The 21,838-nt window shown below is 72.4% G+C and carries 15 protein-coding genes; 6 read left to right on the top strand and 9 right to left on the bottom strand.

Going from position 1 to position 21,838, the window contains the following annotated elements:
* Nucleotides 1-2: 2 nt before the first annotated feature.
* Entirely contained in the window at nucleotides 3-1,061 is a 1,059-nt protein-coding gene (locus ADL15_RS32405; RefSeq protein ID WP_067699112.1) for a zinc-dependent metalloprotease, read from the bottom strand.
* An 88-nt stretch (nucleotides 1,062-1,149) separates the two neighbouring features.
* Nucleotides 1,150-2,718, bottom strand: coding sequence for a D-alanyl-D-alanine carboxypeptidase/D-alanyl-D-alanine endopeptidase (gene dacB / locus ADL15_RS32400; protein WP_232344660.1), 1,569 nt, complete (start codon nucleotides 2,716-2,718; stop codon nucleotides 1,150-1,152).
* Nucleotides 2,719-3,257: 539 nt separating this feature from the next.
* On the opposite strand from dacB, the gene ADL15_RS32395 reads away from it, so the two are divergent.
* A complete protein-coding gene (locus ADL15_RS32395; RefSeq protein WP_067699110.1) occupies nucleotides 3,258-3,761 on the top strand; it encodes an inorganic diphosphatase in 504 nt (167 codons plus the stop codon).
* A gap of 114 nt (nucleotides 3,762-3,875) precedes the next feature.
* Here the strand turns inward: ADL15_RS32395 and eccD are convergent, their stop codons facing one another.
* On the bottom strand, nucleotides 3,876-5,417 hold the full coding sequence (gene eccD / locus ADL15_RS32390) for a type VII secretion integral membrane protein EccD (RefSeq protein WP_067699108.1): 1,542 nt from the start codon (nucleotides 5,415-5,417) through the stop codon (nucleotides 3,876-3,878).
* A 113-nt stretch (nucleotides 5,418-5,530) separates the two neighbouring features.
* On the opposite strand from eccD, the gene eccCa reads away from it, so the two are divergent.
* On the top strand, nucleotides 5,531-9,436 hold the full coding sequence (gene eccCa / locus ADL15_RS32385) for a type VII secretion protein EccCa (protein WP_067699175.1): 3,906 nt from the start codon (nucleotides 5,531-5,533) through the stop codon (nucleotides 9,434-9,436).
* A gap of 69 nt (nucleotides 9,437-9,505) precedes the next feature.
* Complete coding sequence (gene mycP / locus ADL15_RS32380) at nucleotides 9,506-11,011, top strand: type VII secretion-associated serine protease mycosin (protein WP_067699106.1); 1,506 nt, start codon at nucleotides 9,506-9,508, stop codon at nucleotides 11,009-11,011.
* A 322-nt stretch (nucleotides 11,012-11,333) separates the two neighbouring features.
* Here the strand turns inward: mycP and ADL15_RS32375 are convergent, their stop codons facing one another.
* The 5 genes from ADL15_RS32375 to ADL15_RS32355 all read right to left on the bottom strand — a co-directional run bounded on the left by ADL15_RS32375 (nucleotide 11,334) and on the right by ADL15_RS32355 (nucleotide 16,010).
* Entirely contained in the window at nucleotides 11,334-12,512 is a 1,179-nt protein-coding gene (locus ADL15_RS32375) for a MarP family serine protease (RefSeq protein WP_083972022.1), read from the bottom strand.
* A gap of 27 nt (nucleotides 12,513-12,539) precedes the next feature.
* A complete protein-coding gene (locus ADL15_RS32370) occupies nucleotides 12,540-13,268 on the bottom strand; it encodes an NUDIX hydrolase (RefSeq protein ID WP_067699104.1) in 729 nt (242 codons plus the stop codon).
* On the bottom strand, nucleotides 13,265-13,885 hold the full coding sequence (locus tag ADL15_RS32365) for a TlpA family protein disulfide reductase (RefSeq protein WP_067699102.1): 621 nt from the start codon (nucleotides 13,883-13,885) through the stop codon (nucleotides 13,265-13,267). Before ADL15_RS32365 ends, ADL15_RS32370 begins: the two co-directional genes overlap by 4 nt.
* Complete coding sequence (nth, locus tag ADL15_RS32360; RefSeq protein ID WP_067699100.1) at nucleotides 13,882-14,664, bottom strand: endonuclease III; 783 nt, start codon at nucleotides 14,662-14,664, stop codon at nucleotides 13,882-13,884. Before nth ends, ADL15_RS32365 begins: the two co-directional genes overlap by 4 nt.
* Nucleotides 14,665-14,831: 167 nt before the next feature.
* On the bottom strand, nucleotides 14,832-16,010 hold the full coding sequence (locus ADL15_RS32355) for a CapA family protein (RefSeq protein ID WP_067699098.1): 1,179 nt from the start codon (nucleotides 16,008-16,010) through the stop codon (nucleotides 14,832-14,834).
* 205 nt (nucleotides 16,011-16,215) lie between these two features.
* Here ADL15_RS32355 and ADL15_RS32350 point away from each other — a divergent pair, with 205 nt between their 5' ends.
* The 3 genes from ADL15_RS32350 to ADL15_RS32340 all read left to right on the top strand — a co-directional run bounded on the left by ADL15_RS32350 (nucleotide 16,216) and on the right by ADL15_RS32340 (nucleotide 20,508).
* Complete coding sequence (locus tag ADL15_RS32350) at nucleotides 16,216-16,893, top strand: Crp/Fnr family transcriptional regulator (protein WP_014447921.1); 678 nt, start codon at nucleotides 16,216-16,218, stop codon at nucleotides 16,891-16,893.
* A 214-nt stretch (nucleotides 16,894-17,107) separates the two neighbouring features.
* Nucleotides 17,108-18,493, top strand: a complete 1,386-nt coding sequence (locus ADL15_RS32345) for a carboxyl transferase domain-containing protein (protein ID WP_067699096.1) — start codon at nucleotides 17,108-17,110, stop codon at nucleotides 18,491-18,493.
* A gap of 11 nt (nucleotides 18,494-18,504) precedes the next feature.
* Nucleotides 18,505-20,508 carry an acetyl/propionyl/methylcrotonyl-CoA carboxylase subunit alpha gene (locus tag ADL15_RS32340; RefSeq protein WP_067699094.1) on the top strand — a complete coding sequence of 668 codons (2,004 nt, stop codon included), beginning with the start codon at nucleotides 18,505-18,507 and terminating at the stop codon, nucleotides 20,506-20,508.
* Between the two features lie 337 nt (nucleotides 20,509-20,845).
* Here the strand turns inward: ADL15_RS32340 and ADL15_RS32335 are convergent, their stop codons facing one another.
* Nucleotides 20,846-21,838, bottom strand: coding sequence for a serine/threonine-protein kinase (locus ADL15_RS32335; protein ID WP_067699092.1), 993 nt, complete (start codon nucleotides 21,836-21,838; stop codon nucleotides 20,846-20,848).

Below are 21,838 nucleotides of genomic sequence, written 5' to 3'. Positions count from 1 at the left end.
GGTCAGTCGAGCGCGGCGTGCGAGCCGTGGACCCGGGCCACCCAGGCGTCCGGGTCACCCAGCTCTTCCAGCCAGGGCAGGGTCAGCGGCGACTCGAAGATCTTGTTGAAGCCGTCCATGCCGACCCGCTCGACCACGCCGTGCACGAACTTGTGACCCTCCGCGTACTGCCGCATCTTGACCTCGATGCCGAGCAGCCGGCGGATGGTCTTCTCCAGCGGGTTGCCGGACTCCCGGCGGCGGTTGAACTTGGCCCGGATCGACTCGACACTGGGGATCACCTCGGGGCCGACGCCGTCCATCACGAACTCGGCGTGCCCCTCCAGCAGGGTCATCAGCGCGGTCAGCCGGTCCAGCACGGCTTTCTGCCCGGGGGTCTGCACGATGTCCAGCACCGAGGCCCGGCTCTCCGGGTCGCGCAGCGCCTCGGAGAGCGTGCCGACACCGCGCCGCACCCGCTCCAGCAGGTGCTCGCCGCCCTGCGAGGCGTCGACGAACGCCTGCACCTGGCCGAGGAAATAACCCCGCATCCAGGGCACCGCGGTGAACTGGGTGCGGTGGGTCACCTCGTGCAGGCAGACCCAGAGCCGGAAGTCCCGCGGATCCGCGCCGATCTTGCGCTCGACCTCGACGATGTTCGGCGCGTTCAGCAGCAGCTGGCCGGGGTCGCCGGAGAACACCTCGTACTGACCGAGGACGCGGCCGGAGAGGTAGGCCAGGATCGTGCCGGCCTGCACGCCGGTCACCCGGGAGCCGATCGCGTCGGCGAACGCTCCGGGCTGTTTGTCGCCGGAGAGCTTGGTGACCAGCGGAGTGATCACCTGCTGGAGGCCGGAGATGTTCACCTTCGCCCAGTCGCGGCGGTCCACCACCCGCACCGGTGGAACCGCGACCTGCGAGATCAGGCCGGTGTACGCCGCCACGTGGCCGGCTGCCTGATCGGTCAGCTCCCGCAGCTCGGACACCACCTGAGCGGCCTCGTCATAAGAGACCGCCGGGCCGGATTTGGAGAGCGCGCCAGCGGTTGCGGCGGCCAGATCCCAGTCTACGAACTGCGCCATGCAGCCGACAGTACCCGCGCGACTCCACAGCGCACTCCGGAGAAACCCCGAGGCCGGCACCCCCGCTCAGGGTGTAACCGGCCCCGGGTCAGGAGCAGCCGCAGGCCACCAGCCGGGCCGCGACCTTGTCCAGCGCCGCCTTGGCGGTGGACGAGTCCGACGTCGCGCTCGCCATGATCGCGAAGGCGAGCACCCGCCCGTCCTTGGTGACGAGCACCCCGGCGAGGGTGTTCACCCCGCTCAGCGTGCCGGTCTTGGCCCGGACCACCCCCTGGGCGGCCTGGTTCGGGCTGGGCGTGGCGAACCGGGTCCGCAGCGTGCCGGACCAGCCGGCCACCGGCAGGCCGTTGAACATCGCGGAGAGCTCCGGCTTGGTGCCGCCGGCCGCCAGGGCCAGGGTCTGCACCAGCAGGGACGGGCTGATGCCGTTGTGCCGGGACAGGCCGCTGGCGTCGTAGAGGTCCGCCTCGTCGCCGTTGAGGCCCAGCTCGCGCAGCTTGTTGATCATCGCTTCGGCGGTGCCGTCGAAGCTGGCCTCGTCGCCGGCGGCCAGCGCCACCTGGCGGCCCATCGTCTCCGCGATGGTGTTGTCGCTCTGCTGCAGCATCCAGTCCAGGACCTGCACCAGCGGCGGCGACTCGACCTTGCCCAGCTCCTGCCCGGCGGTGATCTCCCCGGTCGCTGGCGCGCTCGCCGGGGCGCTCGCGGACGCGGACGCGGTGTCACCGGCCGCGGCCGGTGCGGTGCCCTTGCGGACCTTCTCCGACGCGACGCCGAGCTGGTTGGCGAAGGCCCGGCCGGCGGCCATCGCCGGATCGGAGAACCGCGGGTCGCCGCCGGTCTCGTTGTGCACCGGCGTGATCCGCCCGGCGTTGGTCATCAGCGCCTGGATCCGGGCGACCTGGCCGTTCGGCGAGATGTCGCTCGAGTCCCAGCCGACCGCCGTGTCCGAGCCGCTGAACAGCGAGATGTCCACGGTCACCCGGGTGATCGGGGTGTCGCCCATCGCCTTCTTCACCTGCGCGGCCAGCTTGTCCAGCCGGGCCGCGCCGGGGAACTGCCCCTTCGCGTTGATCGCCAGGGTCGGGTCGCCGCCCCCGATGATCACCACCTCGCCGGGCTTCTCGCCGGCCACCACCCGGGTGGCCAGCCGGTAGGCCGGTCCGCGGGCGGCCAGCGCGGTCACCGCGGTGAGCAGCTTGGTGGTCGACGCCGGTGTGGTCGGGATGTCGGCGTTCTTGGCGTAGAGCACCTGCGCCGAGGACACGTCGAGCACCGAGACGTGCACCGTCGAGCCGAGCGCGGACGAGTTCACCAGCGGGTCGAGGGCCTCCTTGACCGCGGCCTCGTTCGGGGCGTCGCCCTGACCGGCCGCGGCGACCAGCACCGGGGTGGGCGCCGGGTCCGGGGTGGTGGCCACCGGCGCGGGCGTGGCCGGGTCGTCGCCGAACCAACCGGCGATCGGGCCGGGCCGCGCCACCAGGCCGACGAGCGCGACCGCGGCCAGCACGGCGGCGACCGCGACGACGGCGATCAGTTTCGTCCGGGAAGGGCTTTTTGCCGCGGCGGTCTCGCCGGCGGCGGGTTTTGCCGGGGAAGCGGCCGGCGCCCGGACCGCCGCGGTGGGCGCGGCCGCTGCCGGACGCGCGGTGTTCAACGGGACAGAGGCTTTCCCGTACGCACCGACGGCCGGCGCCTCGGCCAGCTTCGCCGGGACGACCGGCTGGATCGGCGGAAGCTGCTGGGGCGGCTGGGGCGGCAGGGGCGGCTGGGCAGGCTGGGGCGGCTGAACCTGCTGGAGCTGCTGGGTCGGTGGCGCCGCCGGAAACTGCGGAACCACGGGCCAGGCCGGGCTGCCGGATGGCACACTGGCCCGACCCGGGGCGTTCAAATCGGGAGGATTCGGGACACCGGGCCACGGAGTGCCTGGCGGGGACGCGGGCACAGCGGCTCGACCGGGCTGCCCGTTACCGGAATCCGGCCGCGCCGACCCGTCCGACACGCCGTCGTCGCCCGGACCGTTCTGTGAATCTTGCCTCGTCACACGCCCCTCCTCGCCTGTGGCGTCAGACTTAGGGGAGACTAGCGACATCCGGCACACCGTTGCGCGCGGATCCTGCGGGCCTGCTTCCATTCCCCCGCTTCCCGCCCGGCGGCCCGGTCTAATCAGCGGGCAAGCATAAGGGGAGCGACATAATGGATTTCGACGTTCTGGTTGAGATCCCCAAGGGGCAGCGCAACAAGTACGAGGTGGACCACAAGACCGGGCGCATCCGGCTGGACCGGACCCTCTTCACGGCCACCCAGTATCCCGCCGACTACGGCTTCATCGAGGGCACCCTGGGCCAGGACGGCGACCCGCTCGACGCGCTGGTGCTGATCCAGGAGCCGACGTTCCCTGGTTGTCTGGTCCGGTCCCGCGCGATCGGCATGTTCCGGATGAGCGACGAGAAGGGCCGCGACGACAAGGTCCTCTGCGTGCCGTTCGAGGACCCGCGTCAGGAGCACCTGCGGGACATCCACCACCTGGGCGAGTTCGACCGGATGGAAATCCAGCACTTCTTCACGGTCTACAAGGACCTGGAGCCCGGCAAGTCGGTCGAGGGCGCGACCTGGGTCGGCCGGGTCGAGGCGGAAGCCGAGATCCGCGCGTCCTTCAAGCGCGCCGAGGCCGAGGAAGCCGAAGAGGGAGCGCACTGACCGCTCGCTCCCCACACCGCTGACGACCGCACCTGCGGGGCTCCGGCCCCGCAGGTGCGGTCGTATGGCCATGTTCCGGCCTGACTTTTCTCCGCTTTCCGCGGGCAGAATCGGTCAGAACGAGATACCGCTGACCGCCTGGTAGAGACCGGCCACCGCGCAGGCGACCGGGATCACCGACACCGTGGCCAGCACGTCCAGCAGGTCGGCGGCGCGGGCCGGCCCGCGCGACGACGGCCGGCTCGGCCAGGTCACCCCGGCCGCCGCCAGCAGCAGGGCCAGCAGCACACAGCCCGCGGTGACCGCGGGCATCGCCGCCGGTCCGGCGTCGGCCAGCAGCCCGGCACCGAGCGCGAGACACCCGGCCAGCCCGCCCGCGATCAACGGCAGCCGCTGCCGCCGCGCCCGGAACAGCCGCGAGCGCAGCAGCAGCGCGACCGCGGCGACGCCGAGCAGGAGCCGGGCCGCCAGGGTGTGCACCGTGGCCAGGACCGCGACCGAGCCCGCCACCAGCACCGCGTGGCCGAGCAGCAGACCGGTCAGCAGGTCGTCGGCGCGACCGACCGCGGCGAAGACCACCGCCCGGTCCGGTCGCCGGCGGATCGCGTCGAGGGCGGAGCCGTCCCGTTCCGCGGTGCTGCCCGGTTCCACGGCCTCGTTCCGCTCCGCTGCGCCGTTCAGCTCCGCCGGGGTGGTGAAGAAGTCCTCCTCGGCGGCGGTGCCGAGCGGGAGGGCGACCGGCGGCATCGGGGTCCGGCCGAGCCGGATGGCCAGCACCGGCAGCACCGAGACGCCACAGACCAGCACCGCGAGCAGCGCCGCCGCGCCGGCCGCCGGGCCACCGGCCAGAGCGGTGAGCGCGGCCAGGGCGCCGAGTGTCCCGACGGTCACGCCGGCTGTGAAGATCCGGGCGCCGGCCGCCGTCCCCACGCCGCAGAGCACCGCCGCGACCAGGGTCGCGACCGACCCGGCCAGCAGCTCCGGCCCGCCGATCCCGGCTGCCGCGATCCCGGTCGCGCCAGGCCAGCCGGTGCCGGCGGCGCCCGGGCCGCCGGGACCGGGCGGTGCGCCGGCCGCGGCGATCAGGGTGGCCGCTCCGGTGAACGCGTAGGGCAGGGCGAACGCGCCGAGCACCACGGCGGCGCTGCGCGCGGCATAGGCCCGGGCGGCGGCCGTCGCGGCCAGGACGAGCAGCGCTGCCAGGCCGAGGCCGGTCCATCCCGCGCCGTCACCACGCAGGTCAGCGGCGACCAGGGCGGCCAGGCCGGCGGTGAGGGCGACACCGGCCAGGGTCAGCGCGGTCGCCCGGGTGGCCGCCGGGGTCCAGGCACCGCCACGCCGCCGGGCGCCCTCGGCCACCGCCTCGACGACGTCGTCGTACTCCAGCTCCGGCCACTCGTCGTGGGCCGGGCGCAGGTGCAGCACCTCGCCGTCGCGTACGCCCTGGCTGTGCAGACCGCGGCCGACCTCGAGGACCGTCCCGTCGGCGCGGCGCAGCACCCACCCGCCGTGCCGCTCACCGGCGTCGGCGAGGTCGGTACCGGCGTGCCGGAGCACCTCGGGCAGCAGCTCGGCCAGCGGCACGTGCTCGGGCAGCGCCACGTCCACCCGGCGGTGCGGGGCGCTGATCGTCACACGAGCCAGACCGGTGTACACGGGCCCCCGCTTTTCCACAGTTCCGGGTTGTCCACAGGTGAACGTATCGATACTTACTGATCAATGGAACTCTGATGCGGCGTGGGCACGCGGAGCGGCGGGAGGGCGCGGCGATGGGAACTGTGGTGATCAAGCGGGCCGAACGGCGGCCGGCGCCCGAGATCCCGTCCGGTAAGCTGCCGATCGAGCCGCCGCCCGAGGTGCCGGCCCAGGCCGGTGGACGCTGGCAGCAGGCGCTGATGGTGCTGCCGATGCTGGGTGGCACGGTGGCCATGGCGATGATGATGGGGCAGGGCCGGGGCGGTGCTTATTCGTACGTCATCGGTGGCCTTTTCGGGGTTTCCGCGCTGGCCGTGCTGACCACGTCGTTCGGTGCGGCGAACGCACCCCGCCGGGCCGAGCTGGCCGCCGCCCGGCGGGAGTACCTGCGCCACCTCGCCGGGTTGCGCCGCCGGGCCCGGGAGACCGTGCGGCGGCAGCGGGCCGGGCTGCTCTACCGCCATCCCGACCCGTCCCGGCTCTGGTCGACGGTCGCCAGCCACCGGGTCTGGGAGCGCCGGCCGGACGATCCGGACTTCGGCGTGGTCCGGGTCGGGCTCGGCCCGCAGACCCTGGCCACCCCGCTGCTGCCGCCGGCCACCCGCCCGCTGCACGAGCTGGAGCCGATGGCCGCGGGCGCGCTGCGACGGTTCCTCGACGCGTATTCCGTGGTCCCGGACCTGCCGGTGGCCATGTCGCTGCGCGGGTTCGCCCGGGTGCACCTGCGCGGTGGCGAGCCGGCCCGGTCCCTGGTCCGGGCCGCGCTCGTCCAGCTCGCGGTCTTCCACCCGCCGGACGACCTGCTGATCGCGGTCTGCGCCGGCCCGGACCGGCGCCCGGACTGGGAGTGGGTGAAGTGGCTGCCGCACGGCCTGCACCCGGAACGCGCCGACGCGCTCGGACCGCTGCGCCTGGTCGCCGGCGCCGACACCGAGCTGGACGCGCTGCTCGGCGACGTGCTCGCCGGCCGGGCGCGGTTCCACCCGGACGGCGCCGCCACGCCGCACGTGGTCATCGTCCGGGACGGCGCCGGCCCGCTCCCGGCGAACGACCGGAGCGACGGCCTGGACGGCGTGACCGTGCTGGACCTGGACACCCCGCCACCCCGGCTGATCGACCGGGCCACCCTGGCGCTGGCCGTGGACCGGACCGGCGCCCTGCACACCGCCACCCTGGACCTGGAAGCCGAGGCCGGCCGGGCGGACGGCCTGCCGGTGACCGCCGCCGAGGCGATCGCCCGCCGGTTGACGCCGCTGCGCCTGGCCGGGCGCACGTCGGCCGATCCCACCGGCCTGCCGGCGCCGGTCGAGGCCGGGTTCACCGAGCTGCTCGGCCTCGGCGACCCGGAGAGTTTCCGGGCGGCCGACGGGTGGCGGCCGCGGGCCGGGCGGGACCGGCTGCGGGTGCCGATCGGGGTGACCCCGGAGGGCCTGCCGGTCGAGCTGGACCTGAAGGAGTCCGCGCAGGGCGGGATGGGCCCGCACGGCCTGCTGATCGGCGCCACCGGGTCGGGCAAGTCCGAGCTGCTGCGCACCCTGGTGCTGGCCCTGGCCGGCACGCACTCCTCGGAGTCGCTGAACTTCGTGCTGATCGACTTCAAGGGCGGTGCCACGTTCGCCTCGCTGGACCGGCTGCCGCACACCGCCGCGCTGATCACCAACCTGAGTGACGAGCTGCCGCTCGTCGACCGGATGGCGGAGGCGATCGACGGCGAGCTGATCCGGCGGCAGGAGCTGCTGCGCCGGGCCGGCAACTTCGCCGGTCTGCCGGACTACGACCGGGCCCGGGCGGCCGGCGCGGCGCTGCCACCGCTGCCGTCACTGCTCGTGATCTGCGACGAGTTCGCCGAGCTGCTGCAGCACAAGCCGGACTTCATCGAGATGTTCCTGCAGATCGGGCGGCTGGGGCGCTCGCTCGGCGTGCACCTGCTGCTGGCCAGTCAGCGGCTGGAGGAGGGGCGGCTGCGCGGGCTGGACACCCACCTGTCGTACCGGATCGGGTTGAAGACGTTCAGCGGCCTGGAGTCGCGCGTGGTGCTCGGCGTGCCGGACGCGAGCGAGCTGCCGAGTGCGCCCGGGCACGCGTACCTGAAGTTCGGCGCCGAGCCGCTGACCCGGTTCCGGGGGTCGTTCGTGTCCGGGAAGCTGCGCCGGCCGGGCGTCCGGGCAGGCGGGGCCGTCGAGGTGCGGGTGGTGCCCTACACGACCCGGACGATGGCGGCACCCGCACCCGCACCCGCGCCGGTCGAGCCCCCGGCGGACGCGCCCACCCTGCTCGACGTGCTGGTCGGCCGGCTGGCCGGGCAGGGACCGCCGGCCCACCGGGTGTGGCTGCCGCCGCTGGACCGACCGGCCGCCCTCGACGACCTGCTCGGCCCGCCGGTACGCACCGAGGAGCGCGGGCTGACCTGCGCCAACCCGGCGCTGCACGGCGCCCTGCAGGTGCCGCTCGCGCTCGTCGACAAGCCCCGCGAGCAGCTGCGGGACGTGCTGTGGCTGCAGCTCGCCGGGTCGGCCGGGCACGTGGCGGTGGTCGGCGGCACGCTCAGCGGCAAGTCGACCGCGCTGCGCACGCTGATCTGCGGGCTGGCGCTGGCGCACACCCCGGCCGAGGTGCGGGTGTACTGCCTGGACTTCGGGGGCGGCTCGCTCGGCGGGCTGCGCGACCTGCCGCACGTGGGTGGGGTGTTCGGGCGGCTGGAGGCGGAGGGCGTGCGCCGGACGGTGGGCGAGATGGTGACCGTGCTGGCCGAGCGGGAGCGGACGTTCGCCGGCTCGATCACCGACTTCCGCTCCGCCCGGGCCGGCGCCGACGTGTTCCTGGTGGTGGACGGGTGGGCGACGGTGCGTACCGACTTCGAGGAGCTCGAGCCGGTGCTCACCGACCTGGCGACGCGCGGGCTCTCCTACGGCGTCCACTTGGTGGCCAGCGCGTCCCGGTGGATGGATTTCCGGCCGGCCGTACGGGACCTGTTCGGCTCCCGGGTGGAGTTGCGGCTGGGTGACACGGCGGACTCGTACGTCGGGCGCCGGGCCGCGATCACCGTGCCGGAGCAGCAGCCCGGGCGGGGTGTGATCGAGCACCCGACGGTGAAGGGTCAGTGGCTGCACCTGCTCACCGCCCGGCCCGAGGTCAGCTCGCTGGGTGACACCGCCGCACTGGTCGAGGCGGTGGCCGGGGCGTGGGGTGGTGAGGCTGCGCCGCGGGTGCGGTTGTTGCCGGCGCTCGTGCCGTACCAGAGGATCGCCGGGACCGGCAGCGGCCTGCACCTGCCGATCGGCCTGGCCGAAGCGGACCTGGCGCCGGTGACAGTGGATTTCGCCACCGACCCGCACTTCCTGCTGTTCGGCGACGCCGAGTGTGGCAAGTCGTCCTTCCTCCGCGCCCTGGCCACGTCGGTGACCAGCCGGTTCAGCCCGGAACAGGCACGGATCATCCTGGTCGACTACCGCCGCAGCCTGATCGACCTGCCGGAGACCGAGCACCGGATCGGGTACGGCATGCAGAGCCAGCCGACGCTGGAGCTGATGGAGTCGGTGGCCGGATACATGGAGCGCCGGCTGCCCGGCCCTCAGGTCACCGCGAGACAGCTGCGGGACCGTTCGTGGTGGACCGGCCCGGAGCTGTTCGTCCTGGTCGACGACTACGACCTGGTCGCCGCGGGACCGGTCAACCCGCTGACCCCGCTGCTCGAACACCTCCCGCAGGCCCGGGACGTCGGGCTGCACCTGGTGCTGACCCGGCGGGCCGGCGGTGCGAGCCGGGCACTCTACGAGCCGGTGATCCAGCGGCTGCGGGAGCTCTCCGCGCCCGGGTTGGTGATGTCCGGGCCACCCGAGGAGGGCCCGCTGATCGGCACGGTACGACCGGAACGACTTCCACCGGGGCGTGGCCGGCTGATCACTCGGCGTGAGGGAATTCGTCTGATCCAGCTGGCCTATCCGGAAACCGAAGTGCGGACAGACTCTCAGTGCGATTAGGGACCCCGGACCGCAGCGACACGCCATGGTTTCGGAGTAATCTCCCCCCATCGACTGACCATCATCAGAATGGCGACGCCGACCCGTGACCAGAGTGAGCACAACCTTCCGGCCGCTACGGCCGCGGTGTCGTGCACCCTTCGGCGGCTTCCGTTGCTGACCGCACGCCGGCTCGGCGCAGCGGCTCTGGCCGGATTCCTCGTGATGGGTCCCGCAGCCGCACCCGCCTTCGCCGCCGATCCGCTGGTTTCCGCGGCCGGGCCGCTGGGCCTAGCCGCCGGGCCGCTGGGCCTAGCCGCCGGGCCGCTGGGCCTAGCCGCCGGGCCGCTGGGCCTCGCCGGCCCCGCGCTGGCTGAGCCGGGCGTGACCGATGAGGTGATCGAGGGGACCACGCTCGTCGAGCCGGTGACCGAGCCGGGCGCCGCGGGTCAGGACTCGGTCCGGGCCGACGAGTGGCAGCTGCAGACGCTCGACCTGGCCGACGCGTGGACCTACTCCGACGGCGCCGGTGTGACCGTCGCGGTGATCGACTCAGGCGTCGACGCACACCACGTCGACCTGGAGGGCCAAGTGCTGCCCGGGCTCGACCTGGTGGACAGCAACGGCGACGGCAACAGCGATCCGGTCGGCCACGGCACCACGGTCTCCGGCATCATCGCCGGCCGCAACGACGACAAGACCGGTGTGGTGGGCATCGCCCCGAAAGCCAAGATCCTGCCGGTCCGGGTGCTGAACGAGGCGAACCGCTACGACGACGCGCTGATCGTGGCGAAGGGCCTGCGCTGGGCCGTCGACCACGGCGCCCGGGTGGTGAACCTGTCGCTCGGCGGCAGCGCGAACAGCCCCGCGCTGGCCGCCGCCCTGGACTACGCGTTCGCCAAGGACGTGGTCGTGGTCGCCTGCACCGGCAACGTCAGCGCGACGTCGAGCGCCCGCGGAGTCTGGTATCCGGCCCGCGAGCCGGGCGTGCTCGCCGTGGCCGGCATGGACCGCAACGGCACCGACCTCTGGACCGGTTCGATCACCGGCAAGGAGACCGTGGTCACCGCGCCGGCCGCCGACCTGGTCGGTGCGAAGCCGGGCGGCTACTGGAAGGTGCAGGGCACGAGCTTCGCCGCACCGATGGTGAGCGGCACCGTCGCACTGATCCGCTCCCGCTGGCCGGACATGTCCGCCGGCGAGGTGATCAACCGGGTCATCCGGACCGCCAAGGACCGGGGCGCGCCGGGCCGCGACGACCAGTTCGGGTTCGGCATGGTCGACCCGACCGGCGCGCTCACCGCGGACGTTCCCGAGGTGCGGACCAACCCGCTGGACAACACGCCGCCGGCCGGGGTCGCCCGGTTCGGCAGCGCGCCGGCGCCGGGTGAGGCGCAGTCCGCGCCGCGCGAGGACGCCGACCCGACCAGCGACGCCGCCGTGGCACCGGGCACCAACGCCGGAGGTTGGGCCGCTCCGGCCGAGGCCCGCCCGGCCGGCACGAGCCACGCCCGGTGGATCGCGATCGCCCTGTTCGCGATCTCGGCCCTGGCCGGCGCCATCACGATCCGCCGCTTCGCCAGGACGGCCGGCTAGTTCTTCGCCAGATCAAAATCTTGTGGTCGTGCGTCCGCTGGGGTACAGATCGCCGCTCCCGCCGGGACCCCTGCGGGCTTTGCTGGCCGCTACGCGTCCAGAACGCAAACCCCTCCGGGGCGACGTCCGCGGGTGGGCACGGTCACCCCTCGTGCGTGTGAAGTTTCGGCGCGCTCCGCACCGAAAGTCCCCACACAAGCCGGTTCCAGCGCGTGCGTGTGAAGTTTCGGCGCGCTCCGCACCACAACTTCACACGCTCGGTGGCTCCACGTCGTGCGTGGGGAGTTTCGGCGCGCTCCGCACCACAACTTCACACGCTCGGTTAGGCGCACTCGCCGGTTTTGACGCCTCGGGTGCTCTCCCGGCCCAGCTTGGCGACCGGGGCGGCTTCGGCCGCGGTCAGGGCGAAACCGACGTTCTTGTCGTCCGCCGCCGCCGCGAAGATCACGCCGAGGACGTCGCCGGTCGGTGAGATCAGCGGGCCGCCCGAGTTGCCGCTGCGGACCAGGGACTTGATCGTGTAGATCTCCCGGGTCACGTCACCCGACTCGTAGATGTCCGGGCCGGTGATGTCGCCGACGTCGCGCACCCGGGCGGACTGCGCGTTGTACGGCCCGTCCTGCGGGTAGCCCAGCACGATCGCGCTGGCCCCGCTCCCGGCGGCCTTGCTGACGAACGGCATGACCGGCGCGGTCAGCCCCGGCACCCGGATCACGGCGAGGTCCCGTTTCGGGTCGTAGACCACCACGGTGCCCTCGAGCTGCCCGCGCGACGTCTCCACCACGACCTCACGGGTGCCGGCGACCACGTGGGCGTTCGTCATCACCCGCTCGTTCGCGTACACAAAACCGGTTCCCTCGATCCGCCGGGAGCAGCTCGGCGCGGCGCCGAGCACCTTGAGCACCGACTTCTTCGAGGTAGCCACGATCTTGGAGCCGCGCAGCGCCGGATCCGGCTCGGCGACCTCCTTGGCCTGGGTGCGGGTGAGCCCGCCGAACACGTCCGGGAAGCCGTTGGTGTCCAGGGTCTCCCGCAGCGCCGAGGAGAGCGCCTGCGCCTGGTCGGGCATCAGCCCGTTGATCCCGCCGAGGATCGCGCTGCTGCGAACCGCCTTGTTGATCTCGGGGAACGGGGTAGACCCCATCGGCACGGCGACCAGCCAGGCGGCCAGCAGCACCGCGACCACCGAGACGACAGCGCCACCGGCGTCGTCGAGGTGCTGCAGCGGCCGGTTGAAGATGGCCCGCCGCAGGCTGGCGCCGAGCCACCCGGCCAGGGTCTGCCCGAGCACGGCCAGCGCGAGGATCACCGCGAGCGCGACGACCAGGCGGACCGTGCCGTCGGCGAACTGTTTCGCCAGCAAGGGGCCGAGTTGCAGCCCGATCAGGACTCCGCTGAAGAAGCCGCCGAGCGAGAGCGCCCCGATCACGAAGCCCTGGCGGTAGCCGCTGATCGCGAAGAGCAGCATCAGCACGATCAGGATGACATCGACCACTGGCACTCACTCAACATAGAAGTCAGGCGCACGTCACGGCACCACCTCGTCGGGTGCACCGCCGCGCGCCGCCGGCACCGGGGCCGCGGCGTCGGGCAGTTCCACGATGCGACCCGGTTCCCACGGCTGCGCCCAGCCCGCCATGTCCAGCAGAACCGAGATCACCCCCGCGGTGAAACCCCAGACGAGCAGACCGCGGACCTGGAAGGCCGGGCCGATCCAACCGCTCGGGTGTCGCACCCGGATACGGTTTTCTGGGTCGGCGAGTTCACTGATCGGGAGTCTCGCCACATGCGCGACCTCGGTGACCTGCCGGGGATGGACCTCGTGCGGGGCACGCCACCAGGCCAGCACCGGGGTGACCGAGAACCCGCTGACCGGGATCCACAGCTCGGGGAGCAGGGCCAGCACCTCGGCGCTGGACGGGTCCAGGCCGACCTCCTCGTTCGCCTCGCGCAGCGCGGTGGCGACGGTGTCGGCGTCCTCCGGGTCGGTGGCGCCGCCGGGGAAGGCGGGCTGGCCGGCGTGGTTCCGCATGGTCGCGGCCCGCTGCAGGATCAGCAGGTCGGGGCCGCCCGGGGTGTCCGCCGACGGCGGGCTCTCGCCGAGCAGCACCAGGACCGCGCTGGAGCGTCCGGCGGTGCCGGCCGGTCGGCGCAACGTGCTGAAGTCTTCGGTGCGGCAGCTCTCGACCCGGGTCAGAAGTGGCTCGAACCAGGACGGGAGACTCCCCGGCTGGTCCAGCAGCACACCTCGGCTCATAGCTCGACCCGCAGGCCGGTGTGCTCGAGCAGCAGGTCGCTCAGGTCGGCGGCGTCCATCGAGTACCGGTGCAGGTACATCTTCCCGTTCGCGTCGATGAAGATCGTGCTGGGCAGGCTGATCGCGCCGACTGCCCCGGCCAGCTTCCTGTCCTGGTCGAACAGCGTGGGGATGCTGACTCCGTGGTCGGCGCCGAACGAGGCGGCCGCCTCCCAGCGGTCGCCGCTGTCCACCCCGAGCACGGTCAACCGGCCCGCGGTCTTGTCGGCGAGCTTCTGGACGACCGGCAGCTCGGTGCGGCACGGCCCGCAGAAGGACGCCCAGATGTTGATCACGGCGGGCCCGCGCAGGGCGCCGAGGTCGACCGGGCTGTCCCCGGTGAAGCAGCCGATCGAGAGCCCCTGCAGCGCAGCGACGCCCGCCGAAGCGGCACCCCGTGAAGCGGCACCCGGGGAAGCAGCGGCCGGTGAAGCAGCGCCGGCCGAAGGGCCCGGGGTTGAGCAGGCCGCGAACGGCGAGGGCGTCGAGGAGGCAGCCTCGACCGAGTCCCCGGAAGCACCGCTCGTGCACCCGGCCAGCAGCACCAGGGCCGCCACCGCGGGAAGGAACCTCCTCACGGTTCCTCCGCCGCGAGGGCCGCACTCGCCGGCACCAGCTCGGGGTCGACACCGGCGGCCACCGCCAGGTCACGGGCTCGCGGGCCCTTGAGCAGTTTCGCCGCCGGGGCCGCCTCGGTCGGGCCGGTCCCGTACGAGGGACAGACCGCCGCCAGCGTGCACGCCCCGCAGGCCGGCTTGCGCGAGTGGCACACCCGCCGCCCGTGGAAGATCACCCGGTGCGACAGCATGGTCCAGTCGCGTTTCTCGATCAGGTCGGCGACCAGGAACTCGATCTTGACGGGGTCGTCCTCGTGCACCCAGCCGAACCGGTTGGTGAGCCGCCGGAAATGGGTGTCGACGGTGATCCCCGGGACCCCGAACGCGTTGCCCAGCACCACGTTGGCGGTCTTGCGCCCGATGCCGGGCAGCGCGACCAGCTCGTCGAGCTTGTCCGGCAGCACGCCGCCGTGCTTCTCCTCCAGCAGCGCGCCGAGCTTGAGCAGCGAGTCGGTCTTCGCCCGGAAGAAGCCGGTGGGCCGGAGGATCTCCTCCATCTCGGCCCGGTCGGCGGCGGCGTAGTCGGCGGCCGATCGGTATTTCAGGAACAGCCGCGGGGTGACCTGGTTGACCCGGACGTCGGTGGTCTGCGCGGAGAGGATCGTCGCCACCGCCAGCTCGAGCGGTGTGCTGAAGTCGAGCTCGCAGTGCGCGTCCGGGTGCGTCTCGGCGAGCAGCCGGGCGGTCTTGCGGGCCCGGCGCTTCAAGCCGATCGGGGTCTCGCGCGCGAAGCGCTTCATCGACCGCTCGAGAACGGACTGCGCGCGGCCGGACTGTGCAGAACCGGACTGTGCGGCGCCGGATGGGGCGGGACCGGGCCCCGCCTGCACGGCCGGCCCGGTGTCGGCGGGGGCGGTGCGGGGACGAGTCACCGGTAAAGAGTACGTCGAGCCGCACACCCTGTCGGTCACGCGGACGGCTTGATCGTTCCGTCGTCGCCGATCGTGGCACCGGTCTTCGGGAAGTCCGTCGAGGTCAGGTCCTCGACCAGGCCTCGGCCGCGCTCGTTGGTGGCGTCCCGGGTGGGCAGCCCGTCGCCGTTGAGATAGGTGGAGAGGAACTTCCCGCCGGCGTACTTGCCGTCCTTGGTCAGGGTCACCCGGAGGATCCCGGCGTATTTCAGGATGCCGTCCTTGGAGAGCGTGTGCCCGCCACCGGCAAAGTTACCCAGGCTGTACGCGATCAGCTTGCCCTTGTAGAACTCCATGCCCCGCAGCACGTGCGGACCGTGCCCGATGACCACGTCAGCCCCGGCGTCGATCACCGCGTGACTGAACTTGATCGGGTCACCCCGGTTCTCCCCGAAGAAGTTCTCGGTGCCCGGCTTGACGTGGTTCTTCGTCGAACCCTCCGCGCCCATGTGCACCTGGATCACCACGAGGTCGGCCTCGCCCTTGGCCTGCTTCACGATCTCGCGTGCGTGGGTGAGGTCGTTCAGGTTGTTGGCTCCGGCGTACGGTGAAAAGCCGATCACCGCGACCTTGACGCCCTTCGTCTCCACGATCGTGACCTGGTCTTCGGCACCGGTGTATTTGAGCCCGGCGCCCTCGAGAGCCTCGATCGTGTTGCGGTAACCGGCCGAGCCGAAGTCCTTCGCGTGGTTGTTCGCCGTGTTGAGCAGCTGGAAGCCGCCGTCGGCGAGGTGCTTGGCGTAGGACGGCGGCGAGCGGAACGCGAAGCAGTTCGGCTGGGGCGGTGAGCCGCACTTGGACGCGCCGGTGTCGCCGCTGAGCGGCTGTTCCAGGTTGCCCATCACCAGGTCGGACGCGAGGCTCTTGCGAACCGAGTCGAAGAAGCCCTCGCCGTTGTTGGGCGGGAGCCCGTTCGGCGCGCTGGACATCATGATGTCGCCGGTGGCGGACAGCGTGATCGACGGGACGGTGGCCGATTCCGGCTTGTTGACCGTGGATCCGGAGGCGGTGGCACCGGCGACCGGGCTCTGCCAGTCCGGGGCTTTGCTGCTCCCCCGGTTGGCCAGGGCGACGCCGCCGAGGCCCACGCCGATCACGGCGGCGAGGACAAGGGTGACGTTCAAGGCCAAACGCCCAGAACTTCGCTGGCGGTGGGACCGGGGGTGCGAATTCATCGATCGGGACGATACCGTCGGCTCGCAAGCGGGAGCGACCGACGAAAGGCCCGTCTGGATATGTCCGGACCGACGAATAATCACCGGCGGTCTCGGCGGACTTTGTTACCGTCCAGTATCTGGATCAAGGGGTGGCCGCCCGTTTCCCGCCCGCGTGCGCCTAGACTGATCGAGCGCAGACGTTGCGCGTTTCGGAGGTGCGGCGATGGATGAGGTACTGGCGCGCAGCGGGATCTTCCAGGGCGTTGACCCGGAAGCCGCAGAGGCGCTCGCCAAGGAGATGGACACGATCGAAGTCCGTAAGGGCGACGTGGTCTTCAACGAGGGCGAGGCCGGCGACAGCCTGTATATCGTTCTGTCCGGAAAGATCAAGCTCGGTCGCCGCGCGGCGGACGGTCGGCAGAATCTTGTCTCCATCATGGGTCCGTCCGACATGCTCGGCGAACTCTCACTGTTCGACCCGGGTCCGCGGACCGCTACGGCCACCGCGGTGACCGACAGCCGGCTGGCCCGGCTGAAGAAGTCGTCGTTGCGCCCGTGGCTCAACAACCGGCCGGAGATCGCCGAACAGCTGCTACGGGTCCTGGCCCGTCGGCTGCGTCGGACCAACGACGCCCTGGCCGACCTGATCTTCACGGACGTGCCCGGCCGGGTGGCGAAGAACCTGCTGCAGATGGCCGGTCGATTCGGCACCCGTGACGGTGGTGTGCTGCGCGTCACGCACGACCTCACCCAGGAGGAGCTGGCCCAGCTGGTCGGCGCCTCGCGGGAGACGGTCAACAAGGCGCTGGCCGACTTCGCGTCCCGGGCTTGGCTGCGCCTGGACGGCAAGAGCGTGATCATCCTCGATCCCGAGCGGCTTGCCCGGCGCGCACGCGTCTGACCCTACGCTGCACCACGTTCATAGGGGCTGTCCTGCGGGACAGCCCCTCAAACGTGCTTGATCCACTCTTTCCAGTGACCGGGCCACCATGGTCCGGTCCGTGTCGCGCCCGCACGGCCACTCGTTACGGAGGTGGCCGAGAGGCACCGGCGTGAACAGGGAAGGGCGCGGATTTGAACGCAGGTAGGGGCGTAGCGAGCATCGGGGTCACGACATGACCGTGCTCGGCACCACGCTGGACCCGCGCGACCCCGCCTACCTGGAGGGGCGCAGCATCACCCTGCAGCGGCTCGCCGTGCTGGAGGCCGCCCTCGACGAGGCGCGGGCCGGCGGCGGCGAGAAGTGGGTGACCCGTCATCACGCCCGCGGCAAGCTGCTGCCCCGGGAACGTATCGAGATGCTGCTCGACCAGGACAGCCCGTTCCTGGAGCTGTCACCGGTGGCGGCCTGGGGCTCGGAGTTCCCGGTCGGCGCGAGCGTGGTCACCGGTATCGGCGTGGTCGAGGACGTCGAGTGCGTGGTGATCGCCAACGACCCCACGGTGGACGGGGGCGCGGTCAATCCGTACACCGCGGAGAAGATCCGCCGGGCGGCCCGGATCGCCTCGGAGAACCGGCTGCCGCTGGTGAACCTGGTCGAGTCGACAGGCGCTGCGGCACCGGCCGGGAGCATCGCCCGCGAGCTGAGCCGGCTCACCGCCGACCGGGTGCCGACCGTCTGCGTGGTCTTCGGCGCCACCAGCGGCGACGCGGCGTACCTGCCGGCTCTGTCGGACTACACGATCGTGGTACGCGGGCACGCCAAGGTGCTCACCATCCACCCGCAGCGCTCCGGCGTCGAGGTGCGGGCCACCCCGGTGGTGCCGGCCGGACCGGCCGGGCCCGCCGACCAGCTCGCCGAGGACGAACGGGACGGGCTGCGGCTGGCCCGCCAGTGCGTACGCCGGTTCAACTGGCGCAAGCAGGGCCCGCCGCCGCGGACCAGCCGCCCGCCGGAGCCCCGGTACGACTCGGAGGCGCTGCTCAGCCTCGCCGCCGCCGACCCGGCCGGCTTCGACCCGCGCGAGGTGCTGGCCCGGTTCCTGGACGGCTCCGACTTCGACGAGTTCAAGCCGGGACCGGACAGCGCGCTGGTGGCCGGCTGGGGTGAGCTGCACGGTTACCCGATCGGGGTGCTGTGCAGCCCCGGCGTCTGGCTCTCACCGGACGAGTCCCAGAAGGCGGTGCACTTCCTGCAGCTCGCCAACGCCACGGCCACCCCGGTGATCTTCCTGCGGCACCCCGGCGAGCTGCCCGGCAGTGACGACGACGGTGACGGTGACGCCGACGTACGCCACGACGCCCCACTGGTGCACGCCGTGGCCAAGTCCACGGTCCCGCACCTGGTACTCACGATCGGCCCGGAACCCGGTGGCACACCGGCCCGCGCCGACGAACCACGCTTCCAGTTCAGCTGGCCGCGTCCCCCGGCGGAACACGCCGCGGCTGACGACGGCGTCATCGACCCCCGGGACACTCGTACCGTCCTCGGCCTCTGCCTCTCCGCGGTGCACAGCGCCGCCGTGGCCGGCGCCGAACACGTCGGTGTGTTCCGACCTTGAAAGGTAGACCAGTGATCCGACGACTCTTGGTGGCCGACCGTGGTGAGATCGCCCGCCGGGTGTTCGCCACCTGCCGCCTGGTCGGCATCGAGACGGTCGCCGTCTACTCGGACGTCGACACCGACGCGCCGCACGTCAACGAGGCCGACTACGCCGTGCACCTGGAGGGCAGCACGACGGCCGCGACGTACCTGGAGCAGCACGCGCTGATCGCCGCCGCCAAGCGGGCCGGCGCGAACGCCGTGCACCCGGGCAACGGGATCCTCGCCGAGGACCCGGAGTTCGCCGCCGCGGTTGTCGACGCCGGGATGATCTGGGTCGGGCCGCCGGCCGCGACACTGCGTACCCTGCACCGCAAGACCGAGACGAAGAAGCTGGTCGCCGAGGCGAAGGTGCCGGTCCTGCCGTCCTTCACCGACCCGGCGACGGTGCCCGGATTCCCGGTGCTGATCAAGCCGGACGCCGGCATCGGTGGCGCCGGCATGCGGGTGGTCCGGGACGCCGCGACGCTGGCCGAGGCGGTCGCCTCGATCCGGCGCGAGGTGGACGGCGACGTGTTCTGCGAGCCGTACGTCGGCAACGTCCGGCACATCGAGGTGCCGATCCTGGCCGACGCGATGGGCGCGGTGGTGCCGTTCGGCGAGCGCGAGTGCTCGGTGCAGCGGCGGTACCAGAAGATCGTCGAGGAGACCCCGTCACCGGCGGTGGACGCCGCGCTGCGCGAGGACCTGTGCCGGGCGGCCATCGTCGCGGTCCGGGCGCTCGGCTTCGTCGGCGCCGGCGCGGTCGAGTTCCTGCTCGACGCGGACGGCGACTTCTGGTTCCTGGAGCTCACACCGACCCTGCAGACCGATCACGCGGTCACCGAGTGCACCTCCGGCTACGACCTGGTCCGGCTGCAGCTGCTGATCGCCGAGGGTGGCAGCCTGCCGATGCCCGGCCCGCCGCCGATCCGCGGGCACGCCATCGAGGTGCGGATCTGCGCGGAGGATCCGGCGTACGCCTGGCTGCCGAGCGCCGGCACCCTGCACCGGTTCTCGGTGCCCGACGTGGCCGGCTCGTTCCGCCCGCTGCCGCAGCCCGGCCTGCGCCTGGACTCCGGTGTCGCGGACGGCTCGGTGACCGGGATGCACTACGACCCGATGCTGGCCAAGCTGATCGCCTGGGCGCCGTCCCGGCAGGAGGCCGCCCGGATGCTGGCCTCGGCGCTGGCCCGGGCACAGCTGCACGGCGTGGTCACCAACCGGGACCTGCTGGTCCGTACGCTGCGGCACCACTCGTTCCGGGCCGGCGACATCGACACCGGTTTCCTGGACCGGCACCCCGAGGTGTTCGCCCCGCTGCTCTCCTCGGTGGACGCGGTCCGGCTGTCCTGCCTGGCCTCGGCGCTGGCCGGGGCCGCCGACCGGCGGGCCAGCGCGCCGGTGCTGAGCACCCTGCCGTCCGGCTGGCGCAACGTGCCGTCCGGCTCGCAGACCGCGGTCTACGACGGCCCGACCGGTCCGGTGGAGGTCGGCTACCGGATGAACCGGCACGGCGAGCTGGCCGGCTGGTGGGTCCGCCCGGTCGACCCGGAGGAGCTGGACCTGGCCGGTCTCGGTCAGGCCCCGGTGGACGAGCATCCACCGATCGTGGTGGTCTCGGCCAGCCGGGACCGGGTGGTGCTCAACGTCCAGGGCATCCGCCTCGCGGTCCTGGTGCACCGGGTCGGCGACGTCTCGTACGTGGACAGCCCCGAAGGTTCGGTGACGCTCCGTGAGATCTCGCGCTTCCCGCTGCCAGCGCCGGAGGCCGCCGAGAGCTCGCTGATCGCGCCGCTGCCGGGCGCGGTGCGGCGCGTGCTGGTGGTGCCGGGCCAGCGCGTCCGTGCCGGTGAGCTGCTGCTCACCCTCGAGGCGATGAAGCTGGAACACCCGGTGCACGCCCCGTCGGCCGGCGTGGTCGCCTCACTCCCGGTTCACCCCGGCGCCGAGGTGGACACCGGCGAACTCCTGGCCGTTCTCGACCCGGAATAACCCCCATTTTGTACGACGATGGAGCGGCCGCCCGCAGGCTACAAGCCGAGTCCCGCCCGTGAGGCGACCGCGAGACCGCAGCACTCGACGCCCAGCCGCGGCTCAAGACTTCGGCTGGCTCTCACGGCCCTTATCGCGGTGCGATAAGGGCCGTGAGGACCAGCCAGGACCGTTAGACGCGCCGCGGTCGGGAGCGGCTGCGGTCTCGCGTCGGCTCTTGGCCGGGACCGTGAGGCGCGCCGCGGTCGGGAGTGGCCACGGTGTCGCGGCGGCCTCACGGGCGGGACGTGGCTCGTAGCCTGCGGACGAGCGCTCCCTATTCGTACCAAATAGGGGTTTACCAGCTGAACCACTTGCTGAAGAAACCGGACCTGCGGCCTTGAGTGTGGACCGTCGGGGTCTCGTCGTCCTGGGTCGGCGTGCTGGGCGCAATCGGTCGCGGGCGCGGCGGCACGAAGGTCGAATTGGAGCGGTAGACGGTCGGTGACGGCGGCGGCGCGTTCGGGTCGAGGTGCAGGTTGCTGAGGGTGTTCAGCAGCTCCTGGGCGGACGGGCGGGACTTCTGGTCGTTGTCCATGCCGTGGCGCAGCACCTCGATCAGCGCACGCGGCACGCCGGGCAGGTTGTCGAGCGGCTGGGTGAACAGGTCCATCAGGGTGACCAGGCTGGGGCTGCGGTCGGTGGGCCAGCGCGGCGGGCGCCCGCTCATCACCGCGTAGAGGGTGGCGCAGAGCGAGTAGACGTCGGCGGCGCCGGACGGCGGCTCGTGCCGGAACATCTCCGGTGGTGCGTACGCCGGTGTCAGCACCTCCAGGGTCACCGACGAGTCCCGCATCTCGCCCAGCACGGCCAGCCCGAAGTCGGCGAGCACCGCCTGGTTGAACTGCGAGTACAGGATGTTCGCCGGTTTCACGTCGCGGTGCAGCACCCCGTTGGCGTGTGTGTGCACCAGCGCGTCGGCGATCTTCACCCCGACGTCGCGGGCCTCGGCCGGGCTCAGCGGCTGGATCCGCATCCGGTCCAGGTACGACCCGTCGCAGAGCTCCATGATCAGGTACGGGTGCTGGTCGACGGTCACGCCCACGTCGAAGAGATCGACGACGTGGGGATGCGAGGACATCCGGCCGGCGGCACGGGCCTCGCGGAGGAATCGAGCTTGGTCCCGGGCGTTGTCCAGGGTGCGATTTTCCATCTTGATGGCGACCTCGCGCCCGACGGAGTCCTGCATGGCCCGGTACACGGTGGCATAGCCACCCCGGGCCATGACCGACAAGCCGGACATGCCCGGGACATATGGCACGGGCAGGGCGCCTGGCGGTGTGTCCGTCAC

This window comes from Actinoplanes awajinensis subsp. mycoplanecinus, assembly GCF_001509495.1.
GTDB lineage: Bacteria > Actinomycetota > Actinomycetes > Mycobacteriales > Micromonosporaceae > Actinoplanes > Actinoplanes palleronii.
The sequence above is the reverse complement of the archived record's forward strand: the minus strand, read 5'-3'. Positions and strand labels throughout refer to the sequence as shown.